The sequence below is a fragment of the Xanthomonas sp. NCPPB 3582 genome, assembly GCF_041475735.2.
GTDB classification, from domain to species: Bacteria; Pseudomonadota; Gammaproteobacteria; order Xanthomonadales; family Xanthomonadaceae; genus Xanthomonas; species Xanthomonas codiaei.
The window spans coordinates 2,166,553-2,182,340 of record NZ_CM192968.1 but is presented as its reverse complement, the minus strand read 5'-3'; the positions used below and the strand labels follow the sequence as shown (position 1 = coordinate 2,182,340).

General features: G+C 67.6%; 12 protein-coding genes and 1 other RNA gene. 7 read left to right on the top strand and 6 right to left on the bottom strand.

The genetic code is table 11. The features are described 5' to 3' along the window. Positions 1-36 precede the first annotated feature (36 nt). From ACCQ05_RS09215 to ACCQ05_RS09205, 3 genes are all read left to right on the top strand, one after another. Positions 37-1,416, top strand: coding sequence for a glutamine synthetase family protein (locus ACCQ05_RS09215; protein ID WP_372393576.1), 1,380 nt, complete (start codon positions 37-39; stop codon positions 1,414-1,416). After that, positions 1,416-2,726, top strand: a complete 1,311-nt coding sequence (locus ACCQ05_RS09210; RefSeq protein WP_372393575.1) for an NAD(P)/FAD-dependent oxidoreductase — start codon at positions 1,416-1,418, stop codon at positions 2,724-2,726. Before ACCQ05_RS09215 ends, ACCQ05_RS09210 begins: the two co-directional genes overlap by 1 nt. A 100-nt stretch (positions 2,727-2,826) precedes the next feature. Beyond that, on the top strand, positions 2,827-4,125 hold the full coding sequence (locus tag ACCQ05_RS09205) for a diguanylate cyclase (protein ID WP_167394509.1): 1,299 nt from the start codon (positions 2,827-2,829) through the stop codon (positions 4,123-4,125). On the opposite strand, the gene ACCQ05_RS09200 is transcribed toward ACCQ05_RS09205, so the two are convergent. Continuing rightward, complete coding sequence (locus tag ACCQ05_RS09200; RefSeq protein WP_372393574.1) at positions 4,104-5,396, bottom strand: MFS transporter; 1,293 nt, start codon at positions 5,394-5,396, stop codon at positions 4,104-4,106. The two genes, ACCQ05_RS09205 and ACCQ05_RS09200, sit on opposite strands and share 22 nt — an antisense overlap. Before the next feature lie 229 nt (positions 5,397-5,625). On the opposite strand from ACCQ05_RS09200, the gene ACCQ05_RS09195 reads away from it, so the two are divergent. After that, positions 5,626-5,704, top strand: a non-coding RNA gene (locus tag ACCQ05_RS09195) — sX9 sRNA. A 448-nt stretch (positions 5,705-6,152) separates the two neighbouring features. Here ACCQ05_RS09195 and ACCQ05_RS09190 read toward each other — a convergent pair. The 5 genes from ACCQ05_RS09190 to ACCQ05_RS09170 are packed head-to-tail and all read right to left on the bottom strand — an operon-like array spanning position 6,153 to position 11,497. Next, positions 6,153-6,431: a hypothetical protein gene (locus ACCQ05_RS09190; protein WP_372393573.1), complete on the bottom strand. Its 279-nt coding sequence runs from the start codon at positions 6,429-6,431 to the stop codon at positions 6,153-6,155. Continuing rightward, positions 6,421-8,769, bottom strand: coding sequence for an FdhF/YdeP family oxidoreductase (locus ACCQ05_RS09185; RefSeq protein ID WP_228964269.1), 2,349 nt, complete (start codon positions 8,767-8,769; stop codon positions 6,421-6,423). Before ACCQ05_RS09185 ends, ACCQ05_RS09190 begins: the two co-directional genes overlap by 11 nt. Continuing rightward, the gene (gene fdhD / locus ACCQ05_RS09180; RefSeq protein WP_228964270.1) at positions 8,766-9,611 is read right to left on the bottom strand and encodes a formate dehydrogenase accessory sulfurtransferase FdhD; all 846 of its coding nucleotides are present in this window, start codon (positions 9,609-9,611) and stop codon (positions 8,766-8,768) included. The genes ACCQ05_RS09185 and fdhD overlap by 4 nt, the downstream gene beginning before the upstream one ends. A gap of 6 nt (positions 9,612-9,617) precedes the next feature. Next, positions 9,618-11,297, bottom strand: coding sequence for an OFA family MFS transporter (locus ACCQ05_RS09175; RefSeq protein ID WP_104540340.1), 1,680 nt, complete (start codon positions 11,295-11,297; stop codon positions 9,618-9,620). Beyond that, positions 11,294-11,497: a hypothetical protein gene (locus ACCQ05_RS09170; RefSeq protein WP_372360383.1), complete on the bottom strand. Its 204-nt coding sequence runs from the start codon at positions 11,495-11,497 to the stop codon at positions 11,294-11,296. The genes ACCQ05_RS09175 and ACCQ05_RS09170 overlap by 4 nt, the downstream gene beginning before the upstream one ends. Before the next feature lie 167 nt (positions 11,498-11,664). Here ACCQ05_RS09170 and aptA point away from each other — a divergent pair, with 167 nt between their 5' ends. From aptA to ACCQ05_RS09155, 3 genes are all read left to right on the top strand, one after another. After that, positions 11,665-13,029, top strand: a complete 1,365-nt coding sequence (gene aptA, locus ACCQ05_RS09165; protein WP_372393572.1) for an omega-aminotransferase AptA — start codon at positions 11,665-11,667, stop codon at positions 13,027-13,029. A gap of 253 nt (positions 13,030-13,282) precedes the next feature. Then, positions 13,283-14,155, top strand: a complete 873-nt coding sequence (locus ACCQ05_RS09160) for a plasmid replication/partition related protein (RefSeq protein ID WP_372393571.1) — start codon at positions 13,283-13,285, stop codon at positions 14,153-14,155. Positions 14,156-14,378: 223 nt separating this feature from the next. Next, positions 14,379-15,683 (top strand): DUF445 domain-containing protein, encoded by a 1,305-nt coding sequence (locus tag ACCQ05_RS09155; RefSeq protein WP_372393570.1) that lies wholly within the window; start codon positions 14,379-14,381, stop codon positions 15,681-15,683. Positions 15,684-15,788: the final 105 nt, after the last annotated feature.

The window sequence follows — 15,788 nt, the reverse complement described above, 5'->3', positions numbered from 1 at the left end:
TTTGCTAGGCTGACGGCGACTTCGCAGGTGGTGCCCATGGCTTCCGAGAACTCCGTCGCGTCCCTGCCCGCTGCCGACGCCGCCACCCTGGCGCGCATTCCCGGCTGTGCCTCGGTGGACCTGCTGTTGCCCGATACCAACGGCGTGCTGCGCGGCAAGCGCATCACCGCCGACACCCTGGGCAAGGTGTACCGCGATGGCGTGTGCCTGCCGATGTCGCTGATCGCCACCGACATCACCGGCAACACCGTGGAAGAGACCGGGCTGGGCTATGCGATCGGCGATGCCGACCGCATCTGCCGGCCGATCGCCGGCTCGCTGCGACCGGTGCCGTGGGCACCACAGCCGATGGCGCAGTTGTTGCTGGCGATGCACACCCCCGAGGGCCAGCTGTTCGAGGTGGCGCCGCGCGCGGTGCTGCAGCGCGTATTGGCCGGCTTCGCCGCACTGGGCGTGATCCCGGTGATTGCGGTGGAACTGGAGTTCTACCTGTTCGATGCGGTGCCCGATGCGCAGGGCCGCCCGCAGACCCCGCGCGACCCGGTCACTGGCGCCCGCAGCGCCATCACCCAGGTATATGCGTTGCAGGACCTGGACGATCAGCGCAGCTTCACCGATGCGGTCACCGCCGCATGCCGCCAGCAAGGCATTCCCGCCGACACCGCGGTGGCCGAGTACGCACCGGGCCAATTCGAGATCAACCTGCAGCACCGCGCCGATGCACTGGCGGCCTGCGACGAGGCGATCCTGCTCAAGCGCACCATCAAGGCCATTGCGCAGCAGCAGGGCATGCTTGCCAGCTTCATGGCCAAGCCCTTCCCCGAGCAGGCCGGCAGCGGCCTGCACCTGCATGTGAGCCTGCTGGATGGCGACGGGAACAATGTGCTGGCCGGCCGTGCCGACGCGCCGGCCGCCGCGTTGCGGCACGCCATTGCCGGGCTGCAGCGGCATGCCGACGCCTGCCTGCTGCTGTTCGCCCCGCATGCCAACAGCTACCGCCGCTTCGTCAGCAATGCGTTCGTGCCGCTGGATGCCAGCTGGGGCTTCAACAACCGCACCGTAGCGCTGCGCATCCCGCAGAGCGATGCGCGCAACACCCGTATCGAACACCGCATCGCCGGCGCCGATGCCAACCCGTACCTGGTGGCCGCCGCGGTGCTGGCGGCCATGCTGGACGGCTTGCGACAGCCCGGCGAGCCCACTGCGCCGATCGTGGGCAATGCCTATGCGCAATCGGTATTCCGCCCGCGCACCTGGCAGGGCGCGGTGGATGCGTTCCTGGGCAGCGATTTCATCGGCGCCCAGTTCGGCACCCAGTTCCAGCATGTGTTCGGCCAGCAGAAGCAGCGTGAGCTGTTCGACTACCAGGCGCTGGTGCCGGACCTGGATTACGCCCGGTACCTGCGCACCGTGTGATGGGCAGCCCGGCCGCAACCAGCAGCGAAACACCGGACAGCGGCTATCCGGACAGCTGGTATGCGCGCAGCGCGCCGGCCTTGCCCGCCCAGCCGCGCCTGCATGGCGCGCAGCAGGCCGATGTCTGCATCCTGGGCGCCGGCTATACCGGCCTGACCGCCGCGCTGGCGCTGGCCGAAGCCGGCTACCGGGTCGTCGTGCTGGAGGCCCGGCGCATCGGCTGGGGCGCGTCCGGGCGCAATGGCGGCCAGGCCATCGTCGGTTACGGCTGCGAGCAGCACACGCTGGAAGCGCTGGTCGGCGATGCCGATGCGCGCCTGCTGTTCGACTTCTCGCGCGACGGCATGCAGTTGCTGCGCCAGCGCATCCAGCGCCACGCCATCACCTGCGACTGGCGCGACGGGCATGCGCACGTGCCACTGAAGCCGCGCCAGGTACGCGCCCTGCGGCACGGCATCGTGCGCATGGCCGAGCGCTACGACTACCCGCTGGAGTGGTGGGACCGCGCCCGCACCCGCCAGGTGCTGGACAGCCCGCTGTACCTGGGCGCGATGTTCGATGCGGCCAGCGGCCACCTGCATCCGCTGGCCTACGCCTTCGGCCTGGCGCGCGCCGCGCTGGCGGCCGGGGTGCTGATCTTCGAGGACTCGGCGGTGATCCGGCAGGACGCTGGTGCACAGGTCACGATGCACACCGCACAGGGCAGCGTCACCGCGGACTTCGGGGTGATTGCCGGCAACGCCTTGCTGCACGGCATCGCCCCGCAGCTGGAGCAGCGCATCATGCCGGTGGGCACCTATGTCGGCGCGACGCCGCCGCTGGGCGCGGCGCGCGCGCGCGCACTGATCGGCAACGACATGGCGGTGGCCGATACCAATTGGGCGCTGGACTATTACCGGCTCAGCGCCGATCACCGGCTGCTGTTCGGCGGGCGCGCCAGCTATTCGTCGCGCCCGCCGCCGGGCCTGCAGCGCCTGATGACCCGGCGCATGCACAGCGTCTTTCCGCAGCTGCGCGACGTGCCGCTGGAGACCGTATGGGGCGGCTACGTGGACATCACCCGCAACCGCGCCCCGCACTGGGGCCGGCTCGCGCCGAACCTGTATTTCGCACAGGGCTTCTCCGGCCACGGCGTGGCCGCCACCGGGCTGGCCGGCCAGGTCATCGCCGAGGCCATCACCGGCCAGAGCCGGCGCCTGGACGTGTTCGCCCGCATTCCGCACCGCCCGTTCCCGGGCGGACAGCGGCTGCGCACCCCGCTGCTGGTGGCCGCCATGAGCTGGTACCGGCTGCGCGACGCGCTGTGGTGAACGCCGCTGCAGGCGCCGCGCGCAGGCTGCGACGAAGCGCTCAAGTTTTGGCGGGCAGAGCCGTTAGCTGATCTGACGGTTCGATCCACACGGCCAGCCGATGTCTCCAGGTACCCTACATCGCAATAGTGAAAGTGCAGTTCTGCCGCAGCGCGTGTTGCTGGTGGAGAACTCGCGCACGTTCACCAGCATGCTGCGCGAAGCCATCGAGCAGCGCGTGGAATTGCCGGTTACGGTCGTGTCGACCCTGGCCGAAGCGGCACGCGTGCTCGACGAAGAGGACGGCTGGTTCCTGGTCCTGACCGGGCTGGTGCTGGTGGACGGCGATCGCGACAAGGTGGTGGAGTTCTTCCTGTCGCGCAACCTGCCCACCGTGGTGGTCAGCGGCGTGTACGACGAAGACCTGCGCCAGCGCGTGCTGCAGCAGCAGATCATCGACTACGTGCTCAAGAACGCACCTGGCAGCATCGAATACCTGGCCTGGCTGGTGCAGCGCCTGGAGCGCAACCGCCGCATCGGCGCACTGGTGGTGGACGACTCGCTGTCCGCACGTACCTACGCAGCGGCGTTGCTGTCGATGTACGGCTACCGGGTGGTACTGGCTGCCGACGGCGCAGCCGGCCTGGAAGCCATCGAGCGCGACCCTGGCATCCGCCTGACCATCGTCGACCAGGAAATGCCCGGCATGGAAGGGGTGGAATTCACCCGCCGGCTGCGTGCGATCCGCTCGCGCGACAAGGTCGCGGTGATCGGCATCTCCGGCAACAGCGATTCGTCGCTGATCCCGCGCTTTTTGAAGAACGGCGCCAACGACTTCCTGCGCAAGCCGTTCTCGCGCGAGGAATTCTTCTGCCGTGTCTCGCAGAACGTGGACCAGCTGGAATTGATCGGCACGCTGCAGGACCTGGCCACGCGCGACTTCCTCACTGGCCTGCCGAACCGGCGTTATTTCCTGGAACAGAGCCAGCGGGTGATCCCCAAGCTGCTGTCGCAGGAGCAGACGGTGACCGCGGCGATGCTGGACATCGACCACTTCAAGCACATCAACGACACCTGGGGCCACGAAGCCGGCGACCAGGCGCTGCGTGCGGTGGCCGCCTCGGTCTCCGGGCATGCGCGTCCGCAGGATCTGGTGGCACGCTTCGGCGGCGAGGAATTCTGCCTGCTGGTACCTGGGCTGGATGCGGCCAATGCCGCCAGCTATTTCGAAACGCTGCGCGAGCGGATCAGCGCGTTGCGCGTGCGTATCGGCGATGAAACCCTGAGCATGACCGTGAGCATCGGCGTGTGCATCGCGACCGAAGGCGACCAGTCGCTGCATCACCTGTTGAACGAAGCCGACAAATATCTCTACCTGGCCAAGGCCGGCGGCCGCAATCAGGTACGCCTGGCGAGCTGATCTCTGCGCGCCATCATCAGGGCAATCAGACTCAGCACTGCAGCACCTCCGAGGTAATACCCCACCGCCTGCACCCCGTAGCGCGCTGCCAACTGGGTGGCGACATACGGCGCCGGCGCTGCGCCCAGGATACTGGCCAGGTTGAACGACAGGGATGCGCCGGTGTAGCGCACCTCGGTGGGATACAGCTGCGCCAGCAACGTCCCGCAGGGGCCGTAGGTCAGGCCCATGAAGAAGAATCCCAGCGACAGGAAGGCCAGCACCTGCAGCGGATGATCGGCCTGGAAAAGCGGCGCGAACGCCAGCCCGAACGCGATGATGGCGATGCTGGCCAGCATCATCGCCAGCGGCGCGCCGTGGCGGTCGCCAAATTTGGCCGAGAGCGGAATGCCCAGCGCGAAGAACACGATGCCTGCCATCTGCAGCAGCAGGAACTGCTCCTTGTCGTAGCCCAGGGTCTTGGTGCCATAGCCCAGCGCAAACACGGTCATCAGATAGAACAGCACGAAGGTGGCGAACGCACCCAGGGTGCCGACGATCAGTGCCGGCCAATGCTGCCAGACCACCGTGCCCAGCGGCAGGCGTACGCGCGTGTTGCGGTCCAGGGTCTTCTGGAAGTCCGGGGTCTCGGTGATGCTCAGGCGCACCCACAAGCCGGTGATCACCAGCAAGGCGCTGGCCAGGAACGGCACCCGCCAACCCCATGCCATGAAATCCGCGTCGTCCAGCACCGCCCCCATGCCCAGGAAGGTGCCGGTGGACAGCAGGAAGCCCAACGGCGCGCCCAGCTGCGGAAACATGCCGTACCACACGCGCTTGCCGGGCGGTGCGTTCTCGGTGGCCAACAGCACCGCCCCGCCCCACTCACCGCCCAGGCCCAGGCCCTGGCCGAAGCGGCAGACCGCCAGCAGCGCCGGCGCCAGCACGCCGATCTGCGCATACCCGGGCAACAGGCCGATCGCCACCGTGGACAGGCCCATCGTCAGCAACGCCGCCACCAGCGTGGCCTTGCGGCCGATGCGGTCGCCGAAGTGGCCGAACACCGCCGAGCCCACCGGCCGCGCAACGAAGGCCACCGCAAAGGTCGCCAACGACTGCAGCATCGCCGCACTGCCGTCGCCAGCGGGGAAGAACAGCGTGGGAAACACCAGCACCGCAGCGGTGGCGTAGATATAGAAATCGAAGAATTCGATGGTGGTGCCGATCAGGCTGGCGAACAGCACGCGCGCAGGCGAATTGGTCGGCGTGGCGAGCGGCGCGGCAGCGGTCATCGGTGGTCGGCATCCGGAAACGAGACGGCCGATTCTGGCAGATCACGGCCACGCTTTGCGCAGGCGCACCGCCTGGTGGAAAGTTACAGGCGTGACCGACGGCAGTGTGCGCCACGCCGTCCTCGCCCGCCCAAGGCGGCCGACGAGGTGTCGCCAGCCGTTCTTCAAGCGCAGCTGACAAAATGTCTGCGTGCCCGCCAGACGGGCGCGGTCGGTGCCTGGAATCGGCATGCACCACTCCGACACTCCGGTTCCGAGCGCGCGAACACCGCGCCTACCTGATGACCGCTCGCTGCGTGTTGTTAGCCGCTTGAAAGTGCTGTCGTCTGCTGAAAGCCCTTGCCCGCTCACCATCGCGGCACACGCCGCAAGTACGTTCTTGTTGGGTCTTACGCGGCATCCAGACCGCGTCAGGGCCCGCGGCGGTGAGTGGACAAGGACCAGCCAAGATGGTCGGTACGCAGAGTTCTCAACAGAACAACCAACATCGGTCTGGTGCGCTGTCTCAGCTCTTAATCAAGCCACCAGCAAACTCTCCGGTGCGGTGCCCTCGCCGCTTGCGGGACCGTTGGCGGCATGGATGCCGCCATCGAGTCCCCAGGGATGGGTTCACGGCGTGTCCCGCAAGCGGTGAGGGCAGCGCGCGCTTGCCCAACGACGCCTTTGGCTCAAGCACGTGATCTTCGTTGCTTCCGTAGTCAGTACAAACCAATCAAAAACGCCGCCAGCGTTTCATCAAAGCTGCAAGAAGATCGCTCAACCGCCCTGCGGCAGCTGCGCCGTTGCACGTTGCGCGTGCTCAACCAGGCCAGCGGAGGTAATCACCGCACATTGCCGTTCGCCACGCTCTTCTACGCGGACCCAGTCCGGGCCTGATGCACCGTCCAGGTTTGCCGTGCCCAGCCAGGCGAGCGTGCGTAGCAGCACGCTCATGCGCACGCCCAGCTGCTTGCACAGCTTCGACAGCGACACGCCCCCGGGCGCGTCGGCCAGGGCGTGCAACAGCTGTGTGGTGAGCTGCGGGTCAGCGGACAAGCACGGCACCGATGTCGCGCGGCGCTGCATCGGCGGTCTCGGCACGGTGCGGCAGCACGATCACCGGAATCGACTTGGAGGTCGGCGTGCGCGCTTCGTCGGCGAAGCTGGACAGCGGCACCAATGCATTGGTTTCCGGGTAGTACGCCGCCAGGCAACCGCGCGGAATGTTGTAGTCCACCAGCAGGAAGCGGCGCGCCTCGCGGCGCACGCCGTCCTCGCACAGGCTCTCCAGGTCCACCCAGTCGCCGGCCTTCATGTTCAGCGCCGCGATGTCGGCGCCGTTGATGAACAACACGCGGCGCTCGCCGAACACGCCGCGGTAGCGATCGTCCAGGCCGTAGATGGTGGTGTTGTACTGGTCGTGCGAGCGCGTGGTGGCCAGCGTGAACACCATCTGATCGCCGCGCGCACGCCGCGCGCGGTGGATCGGGTTGTCGGTGGGCACAGCGTGCGATTTGAACACCGCGCGTTGCTCGGGCGTGATCCACTTGCGGTCGCGCGCAGTGTTGGACAGGCGGAATCCCCCCGGCGTGCGCACGCGCTGATTGAAGTCGGCAAAGTCCGGGAACACCTGCGCGATCAGGTCGCGGATGCGGTCGTAGTCGCCCACCAGCCAGCGCCAGCGGATCGCGCTGCGTGCGCCCAGGGTGGCTTCGGCCATGCGCGCAATGATCGCCGGTTCGGACAGCAGGTCCGGCGAGGCCGGCGGATTGATGCCTGCCGACAGGTGCACCATGCTCATCGAATCTTCCACCGTCACGCCTTGCGAGCCGGCGTCCTGGATATCGATTTCGGTGCGGCCCAGGCACGGCAGGATCAGCGCGTCGCGCCCATGCACCAGATGGCTGCGATTGAGCTTGGTGGTGACGTGTACGGTGAGTTCGCAATTACGCAGCGCGCGGTGGGTGGCATCGGTATCGGGCGTGGCGGCAGCGAAATTGCCGCCCATTGCGAAGAACACCTTGGCGCGGCCATCCAGCATGGCCTCGATCGCACCGACGGTGTCGAAGCCGTCGGCACGCGGCGGCGCGAAACCGAATACCGACTGCAGCTTGTCCAGAAACGCGGCCGGCGGCTTTTCGTAGATCATCATCGTGCGGTCGCCCTGCACGTTGCTATGCCCGCGCACCGGGCACACGCCCGCGCCGGGACGGCCCAGGTGGCCGCGCAGCAACAGCAGGTTGGTGATCATGTGGATGGTGGCCACCGAATGCTTGTGCTGGGTGATGCCCATGCCCCAGCACGCAATGACCCGCTCGGCCTTGAGATAGATCTCGCCGGCCTTGCGCAGCGCCGCTTCGTCCAGGCCGGACTCTTCGACGATGGTGTCCCAGGACTCCGCCGCCACATCCGCAGCGAAGGCATCGAAATTGGCGGTGTGCTCGGCGATGAAATCCAGGTCCAGCAACCGCGGCGTGCCGTCGCGCTGCGCCTGCGCGTCGCGTTCGAGCACGTGCTTGATGATGCCCTTGATCGCGGCCAGGTCGCCGCCGATCTTGAGCTGGAAGTAATCCGAGGCGATGCGCGTGGAGCCGTTGTGCAACATCTCCAGCTTGTCCTGCGGGTCGGCGAACTTTTCCAGCCCGCGCTCGCGCAGCGGGTTGAACGCCGCGATCGCCGCCCCGCGCTTGGAGGCCTGGCGCAACTCGCCGAGCATGCGCGGGTGATTGGTGCCCGGGTTCTGGCCGAAGATGAAGATGGCATCGGCCAGTTCGAAATCGTGCAGCGACACCGTGCCCTTGCCCACCCCGATCTGCGAGCGCAGCGCGGTGCCGGAGGGCTCGTGGCACATATTGGAGCAGTCGGGAAAGTTGTTGGTGCCGAACTCGCGCACGAACAGCTGATACAGGAACGCCGCCTCGTTGCTGGTGCGCCCGGAGGTGTAGAAGATCGCCTCGTCCGGGCTCGCCAGGCCGTTGAGATGGCTGGCGATCTGCGCAAACGCATCGTCCCAGCTCACCGGCACGTAGTGGTCGGTGGCCGCGTCGTAGCGCATCGGCTGGGTCAGGCGGCCCTGCCCTTCCAGCCAGTAGTCGCTGTACTGCGACAACAGGCTGACGCTGTGCGAGGCGAACAACTCGGCCCCGGCACGGCGCGCGGTGGATTCGGCCGCCACGGCCTTGGCGCCGTTCTCGCAGAATTCGAAGGTGGAGGTGTGATCGCGGTCGGGCCAGGCGCAGCCGGGGCAGTCGAAGCCGTCCGGCTGGTTGGCGTGCAGCAGCGTCTTGGCGCCCTGCACCGCGATGTCCTGTTCCATCAGGTGCTTGGCCACCGAGCGCAAAGCGCCCCAGCCGCCAGCGGGATTGTCGTACTGCTTGATGGTCTTCTTGCTCATGCGGGCTCTCCCACCGCAACGCCCAGGTTCAGGCGCTGGGGATGGCTGTAAACGACACAATCGTGATCGCGGGCAAACCCGATCAGGGTCAGTCCCGCACTGTCGGCCAGGCTGATCGCCAGCGCGGTGGGCGCGGAGATCGCTGCAAGCAGCGGAATCCGGGCCTGCGCGGCTTTCATGGCCATCTCAAAACTGGCGCGGCTGGTCACCACCGCAAACCCTTGCGATGCATCGATGCGCGCGTGCGCCAATGCACCGATCAACTTGTCCAGGGCGTTATGCCGGCCGACGTCTTCGCGCACCAGCTGCACCATGCCCTGCGCATCGGCCCACCCGGCCGCATGCACCGCGCCGGTCTGCGCAGCGATCGGCTGCTGCGCGTGCAGGCCGGCCAACGCGCGCGCCAATGCATCCGTCTCGATCCGCAGTTCCGAGTGCACGACCGGCGGCACACGCAGCACCGCCTCGATCGACTCGTTACCGCACACCCCGCAACCGCTGCGCCCATCCAGGTTGCGCCGCCGCCGATCCAATGCGGCGGCACGCTCGGGCGGAATCTCCAGTTGCAGCGAGGCGCCTTCCAGGAAGGTCTCCACCGCCACCACCCGCAGGTCCTGCGGGTGGTCGACGATGCCCTCGCTCAGCGAGAACCCCAGTGCGAAGTCTTCCAGGTCTTCCGGCGTGGCCATCATCACCGCGAACGGCACCTGGTTGTAGATCAGCGCGACCGGCATTTCGGCCGCCACCTGGTCCTGTACCGAGGCACCGCGCCCGCCACGATGGCGGAACACCGTGCGCACCACACTGCCGGGGCGCACCGAGCGGGAAGACGGAGTGGTCATCTCACCTCAATGGAACAGCACGAAGGCTTTCTGCAGCGTCACCCAGATGCCGAACAGCATCGGGATGCCCACCGCTAACCAGGCAAACGCCACCAGCGCGGGATTGCCGCCATGGCCGATGCGCGCCATCTGCTCCGGCGGCAGCACCGCGTGCCCGCTGCGGTCGACCTTTTCGTGCGCCAGCTGTTTTTCGCGCGCCAGTTCGTCTGGCGTCATGAAATGACGCGCGGCCACCGGGCGCACCAGCAGGTTGCAGATCAGGCCGAGCACGAGCATGCCGGCGAGGATGTACATGGTGGTGTTGTAGACCTGTGACGGCGGGCTGCCGTGCGCCAGCTGGTACTCGCGCATGTAGCCCACCACCACCGGGCCGAGGATGCCGGCAGTGGCCCAGGCGGTCAGCAGACGGCCGTGGATGGCGCCGACCATCTGGGTGCCGAACAGGTCGGCCAGATACGCCGGAATGGTGGCGAAACCGCCGCCATACATCGACAGGATGATGCAGAAGATACCCACGAACAGCGCGATGCCGCCGATGCTGCCGGCCGACGGGGCCGCCGCATACAGGCAGATGCCGAGCAGGAAGAACACGGTGTAGGTGTTCTTGCGGCCGAGCTTGTCGGACATGCTGGCCCAGAAGAAGCGGCCGCCGATGTTGAACAGGCTGAGCAGGCCAGTGAACCCGGCCGCAATGGCGGCAATGCTGGCCAGCTGGGTCGGGTCCAGATTGGCGAAGCCCACATCCACCCCGATCAGCCGGCCGCCGAACACTTCCTGCAGCATCGGCGAGGACATGCCGATCACGCCGATGCCCGCCGACACGTTCAGGCACAGCACGCCCCACAGCAGCCAGAACTGCGGGATGCCCCAGACCTTCTTCACGTGCACATGGTTGGAGGTGATCATCGTGTTGGTGCTGGCCACCGGCGCGGTCCAGCCGGCCGGCGTCCAGCCACTCGGCGGCACGCGGTAGCCGAACGCGCCGGCCATCATGAACACGAAGTACAGCGCCGCCATGACCAGGAAGGTTTCCATCACGCCCACCGAGGTCGGCGTGGCGAAGTGGCGCATCAGCGCATCGGCCAGCGGGCTGCCGATCATCGCGCCGCCGCCGAAGCCCATGATGGCCATGCCGGTCGCCATGCCGCGGCGGTCCGGGAACCATTTGATCAGGGTCGACACCGGCGAGATGTAACCCAGGCCCAGACCGATACCGCCGATCACGCCCGAGCCCAGCCACAGCATCCAGATCTGATGGAAGTGGATACCGGCCGCCGAGATCACCAGGCCGCCGCACCAGCACAGCGCCGAGACCACGCCGGCCTTGCGCGGGCCGGCGCGTTCCAGCCAGCCGCCCCAGATCGCCGCCGAACAGCCCAGCAGCACGAAGAACAGGGTGTACATCCACTGCAGTTCGCTGATCTTCCAGTCGCAGGTGGTGGCCACCATGCGCGCGAACAGGCCCATGTCGGCCGGGCAGGCGATCGACTCGGTGATGCCCAGCGCCTTGGACAACGGCAACCAGAACACGCTGAAGCCGTACGCCATGCCGATGCACAGGTGGATCGCCAGCGCTGCCGGCGGAACCAGCCAACGATTGAATCCCGGACGCGCAACGATGCGCTCCTTGGACAGCAGACCGGCGTCAGCGCCGCTGGCTGTCGCCACGGTGGACCCTTGCGTCATTCCCATTTCCCCAAATAAAAGTGCGATGAACCGCGATGAATACGATTGACGGCTGCGATGGATTGGCGTGGTGCGATCAGGCCGGCGACAACAATCAGCCCCGACAGGCGCCGGTCTGGCGCATCATCGGCGATCCTGGCGTCATTGCAATGCTCCGCATCGCCTCGCAGCGTTCCATCGCGCCGTCCCGCCTGCGCCACACAGGCCTTCTCTGTCGTTAGCGGCCGGCCGTGCGACTAATTGACTAGTTCTTGCAGACTAGATCGTACGGTTGCCAGCGGTAGCCGTTGCGGTGCCGTGGAGGGCTGGCGGTCCGCCGGAGCGACGGCCAGGGCGCCGGCTGCCGTAGAGTCGGGCTATCCCCGTCATGGAGCCTGCAATGCACGACCACCCTTCGCACCACAGCGCCAATGCGTTGCAGGCGCCGGAGCAGTTGGACGCGTTCTGGATGCCGTTCACCGCCAACCGCCAGTTCAAGGCGCGCCCTCGCCTGCTGGCCTCGGCGCACGGCATGTATTACCGCGATGTGGACGGCCGCCAGATCCTGGACGGCACTGCCGGGCTGTGGTGCTGCAATGCCGGGCATGGCCGCGAGCGCATCGTGGCGGCAATCCGCGACCAGGCCGGCACGCTGGACTTCGCGCCCACCTTCCAGATGGGCTCACCGCTGCCGTTCGTGCTGGCGCAGCGGCTGGCGGCGATCGCCCCGCCAGGGCTGGAGCACGTGTTCTTCACCAACTCCGGGTCGGAGGCGGTGGATAGCGCGATGAAGATCGTGCTGGCCTATCACCGCTTGCGCGGCGAGGGCCAGCGCACCCGCTTCATCGGCCGCGAGAAGGCGTATCACGGGGTGGGTTTCGGCGGCATGTCGATCGGTGGGCTGCCCAACAACCGCAAGTGGTTCGGCCCGCTGCTGGCCGGCACCGACCATCTGCGGCATACCCTGGACCTGCAGCGCAACGCCTATTCGCGCGGGCTGCCGGCGCATGGCGCGGAGCTGGCCGACGATCTGGAGCGGCTGATCGCCCTGCACGATGCCTCCACCATCGCTGCGGTGTTCGTCGAGCCGGTGTCCGGCTCGGCCGGGGTGATCCTGCCGCCGCAGGGCTACCTGCAGCGGCTGCGCGACATCTGCGACCGCCACGGCATCGTGCTGGTGTTCGACGAGGTGATCACCGGCTTCGGCCGGGTCGGCGAGGCGTTCGCGGCGCAGCGCTTCGGCGTCACCCCGGACATCATCACCGCCGCCAAGGGGCTGACCAGCGGCACCGTGCCGATGGGCGCGGTGCTGGTGAACAGCGCCATCCATGATGCCTTCATGCGCGGGCCGGAGGCGGCAATCGAGCTGTTCCATGGCTACACCTACTCCGGCCACCCGCTGGCCTGCGCAGCGGCGCTGGCCACGCTGGACACCTATGCCGAAGAAGACCTGTTCCAGCGCGCAATCACGCTCGGCCCGCACTGGGAACAGGCGCTGCACGGCCTGCGCGGGCTGCCGCATGTGATCGACGTCCGCAACATCGGCCTGATCGGTGCGATCGAGCTGGCGCCACGCGACGGCGCGCCGGGGGCGCGTGGTTATGCCGCGTTCGAGCGCTGCTTCCACGAAGGCGGCCTGCTGGTGCGGGTCACCGGCGATGTCATCGCACTGTCGCCACCGCTGATCGTGACCGAGGAGCAGATCGGGCAGATGATCCAGACCCTGGCCGGGATCCTGCGCACGTTGGACTGACGCCGCCCGGTCCGGTCGCGCAACGTGTCCGCGAACGCCGGCTGCGGTCCTGCGGTCACGCCCACCTGGCCGTGCGGTCGCCTGCTCCGAGTGGCCGCAGGCCTCGCCCGCAGGCCGTGCGCAGACCCTGGCCACACGGTGGGCAGGCCACGCACCGGGCGCCCGCGTGTCACGCGTGCAGGCGCCGCGTCAAGCGCGCAAAGCCGGGGCAGGCTCACTACAATGCCGGCCCCGTACCCCCTGCAGTTGCCGCATGAACATCGTTGTCAAAGAAGAACTCAAGGCCTATATCGACCCGCTGACGCCCGACGAGCACGAAGCGCTGGAGCGCAGCCTGCTGGCCGAGGGCTGCCGCGATGCGCTGGTGCTGTGGGGCGAGGTCCTCGTCGACGGCCACAACCGCTACGGCATCTGCCAGAAGCACGGGCTGCCGTTCCAGACCGTGCAGAACCCGCGCTTTACCTCGATGCAGGACGTGCACCTGTGGATGATCGAGCAGCACCTGGGCCGGCGCAGCGTTTCCGACTTCCAACGCGGGGTGCTGGCGTTACGCAAGCGCGAGATCCTGGCCGCACGCCAGCGCAGCCAGCGCGAGGCCGATGCCGCCGCCGAGGCGCCGGTGGTGGCCGACACGCACGCACAGACCGACGGTGACGACAGCGCAATGCGCGACAACCCCGCCGCGCAGGCGGCCGAGGACACCGACAGCCCACCGTGGGACGACACCTCCACTCCGGTCAGCCGCGCCGAGCTGGCACGCGAGGCGCGCCTGAGCAGCAACCAGGTGGTGATGATCGAGCGCATCCACAAACAGGCCGCGCCGGAAGTGGTGCAGGCGGTGAAGGCGGGCGAGATCTCGATCAGCGCCGCCGCTGCGGTGGCCACCCTGTCCGAAGACGAACAGCGTGCCGCCGCGCAGGCCGGCAAGGCCGAGCTCAAGCAGGCCGCCAAGCGCGTGCGCGATGCCAAGCGCAAGCCCAAGCCCGACGAGGCCGAAGGCGGCGAGGCCGAGCGCCGCGACCTCAAGGCCCTGCAGCGCCGCGTCGCCGAACTGGAGAACGAGAACGCGGCCCTGCAGTCCAAGGTGGCCGCGCTGCAGGCGCAACTGGAGCGTCTGCGCGGCTGAGGCACACAGCCGCCAGCCGGCGATGACCGGGCAGGTGCGCGAACGAGCGAACGTCCGATCCAGCACGCCCGCCTTGCGTAGGAGCGCCCCCGGGCGCGATGTGGCCTTCCCGGCAAAGCCCTCGCGCCCGGAGGCGCTCCTACGTGGCAACCGAATCGCGCCACGGGGATGCACGGCGTCCAGCGTGACATGCCATCGGCACGCGACTGGGTACACTCGCGGGATGGACCCAAGCGTTGGCACTTCCCGCCCCATCGATCCCCGCCGCGCCCAGCTACAGCGCATGAAGCTGCTCGCGGTCGCGCTGCTGCTGGCCATGCTCGCCGGCTTCGTGGTCAGCCATCTCATGGGCGAACACGGCATCTGGGCCTGGGTGTCGGCATTCTGCGAAGCGGCCACGGTCGGCGCACTGGCCGACTGGTTCGCGGTGGTGGCCTTGTTCCGCCACCCGATGGGCTTGCCGATTCCGCATACCGCCATCCTGCCGCGCGGCAAGGAGCGGCTGGCCGACGGACTGGCGGTGTTCGTGCGCGACCAGTTCCTGGCGCCGGATGCGTTGATGGACAAGCTGCGCGTGTTCGATCCGGCCAGCCGGCTCGGCGAATGGCTGGCCAAGCCCGAGCAGTCGCATATGCTGGCGCAGATGGCGCGCGGCTGGATGCTGCAGGCGCTGGAGCTGCTGGACGAGGCCGCCGTGCGCCGCGCGATCCAGCGCTTCGTGGTGGACCGCCTGCGCAAGTGGAATGCGGCCGCCACCGTAGGCGATGTCATGGCGCTGCTCACCACCGACGGGCGTCATCAGAAACTGCTGGACGAAGTGCTGCTGCGGCTGGGCGAGTGGCTGGACCAGGAGCAGGTCAAGACCCGCGCCTCGGCGCTGATCGTGCGCTATGCACGGCGCGAATGGCCCAAGCTGGTCGGCACCGTGAACTGGGTCAAGCCGATCGAAGAGATCGGCGATTCGCTGGCCGACCGCATGGCGCGTGCGGGGATCGAAGAATTGCAGGACATCCTCACCACGCCCGAGCATCCAATCAGGCGCGACTATGAAAACTGGTTGCAGGGCTACATCGCGCGGCTGCGCGATGAGCCGGAGATGGCCGAACGCGTGGAAGCGCTCAAGCAGCGCGTGATCGACCATCCGGCATTGCAGGACTACGTGCAGGGCCTGTGGGGCGAGATCCGCACGGCATTGCGCAACGACCTGGCACGCGAAGACTCGTCGATGGCCGCGCACCTGGAGCGTTCCATGCAATCGCTCGGCCAGGCGCTGTCGCAGGATCCGTCGTTGCGCGAGGCACTCAACCAGCACATGCTGCAGGCCGCGGACAAACTCACCACGCGTCTGCGTGCATCGGTCACCGACCACATCGCTTCGACGATGAAAAGTTGGGACGAACGTCACCTCGTCGAACAATTGGAATTGGGTGTGGGACGCGATCTGCAATACATTCGCTTCAACGGCACCCTGGTTGGCGGGCTGATCGGTCTTGCCCTTCACGCATTATCGATCTGGCTATCGTTCTGATGCACTGACACGAGGTCGCTCGCCCACCACCAATGCATGCAGGCAGTGGGGACATTGCACGCAGCCGGATGATCGTCAGGCGGTACCGCGCGGTCGACGTCGCTG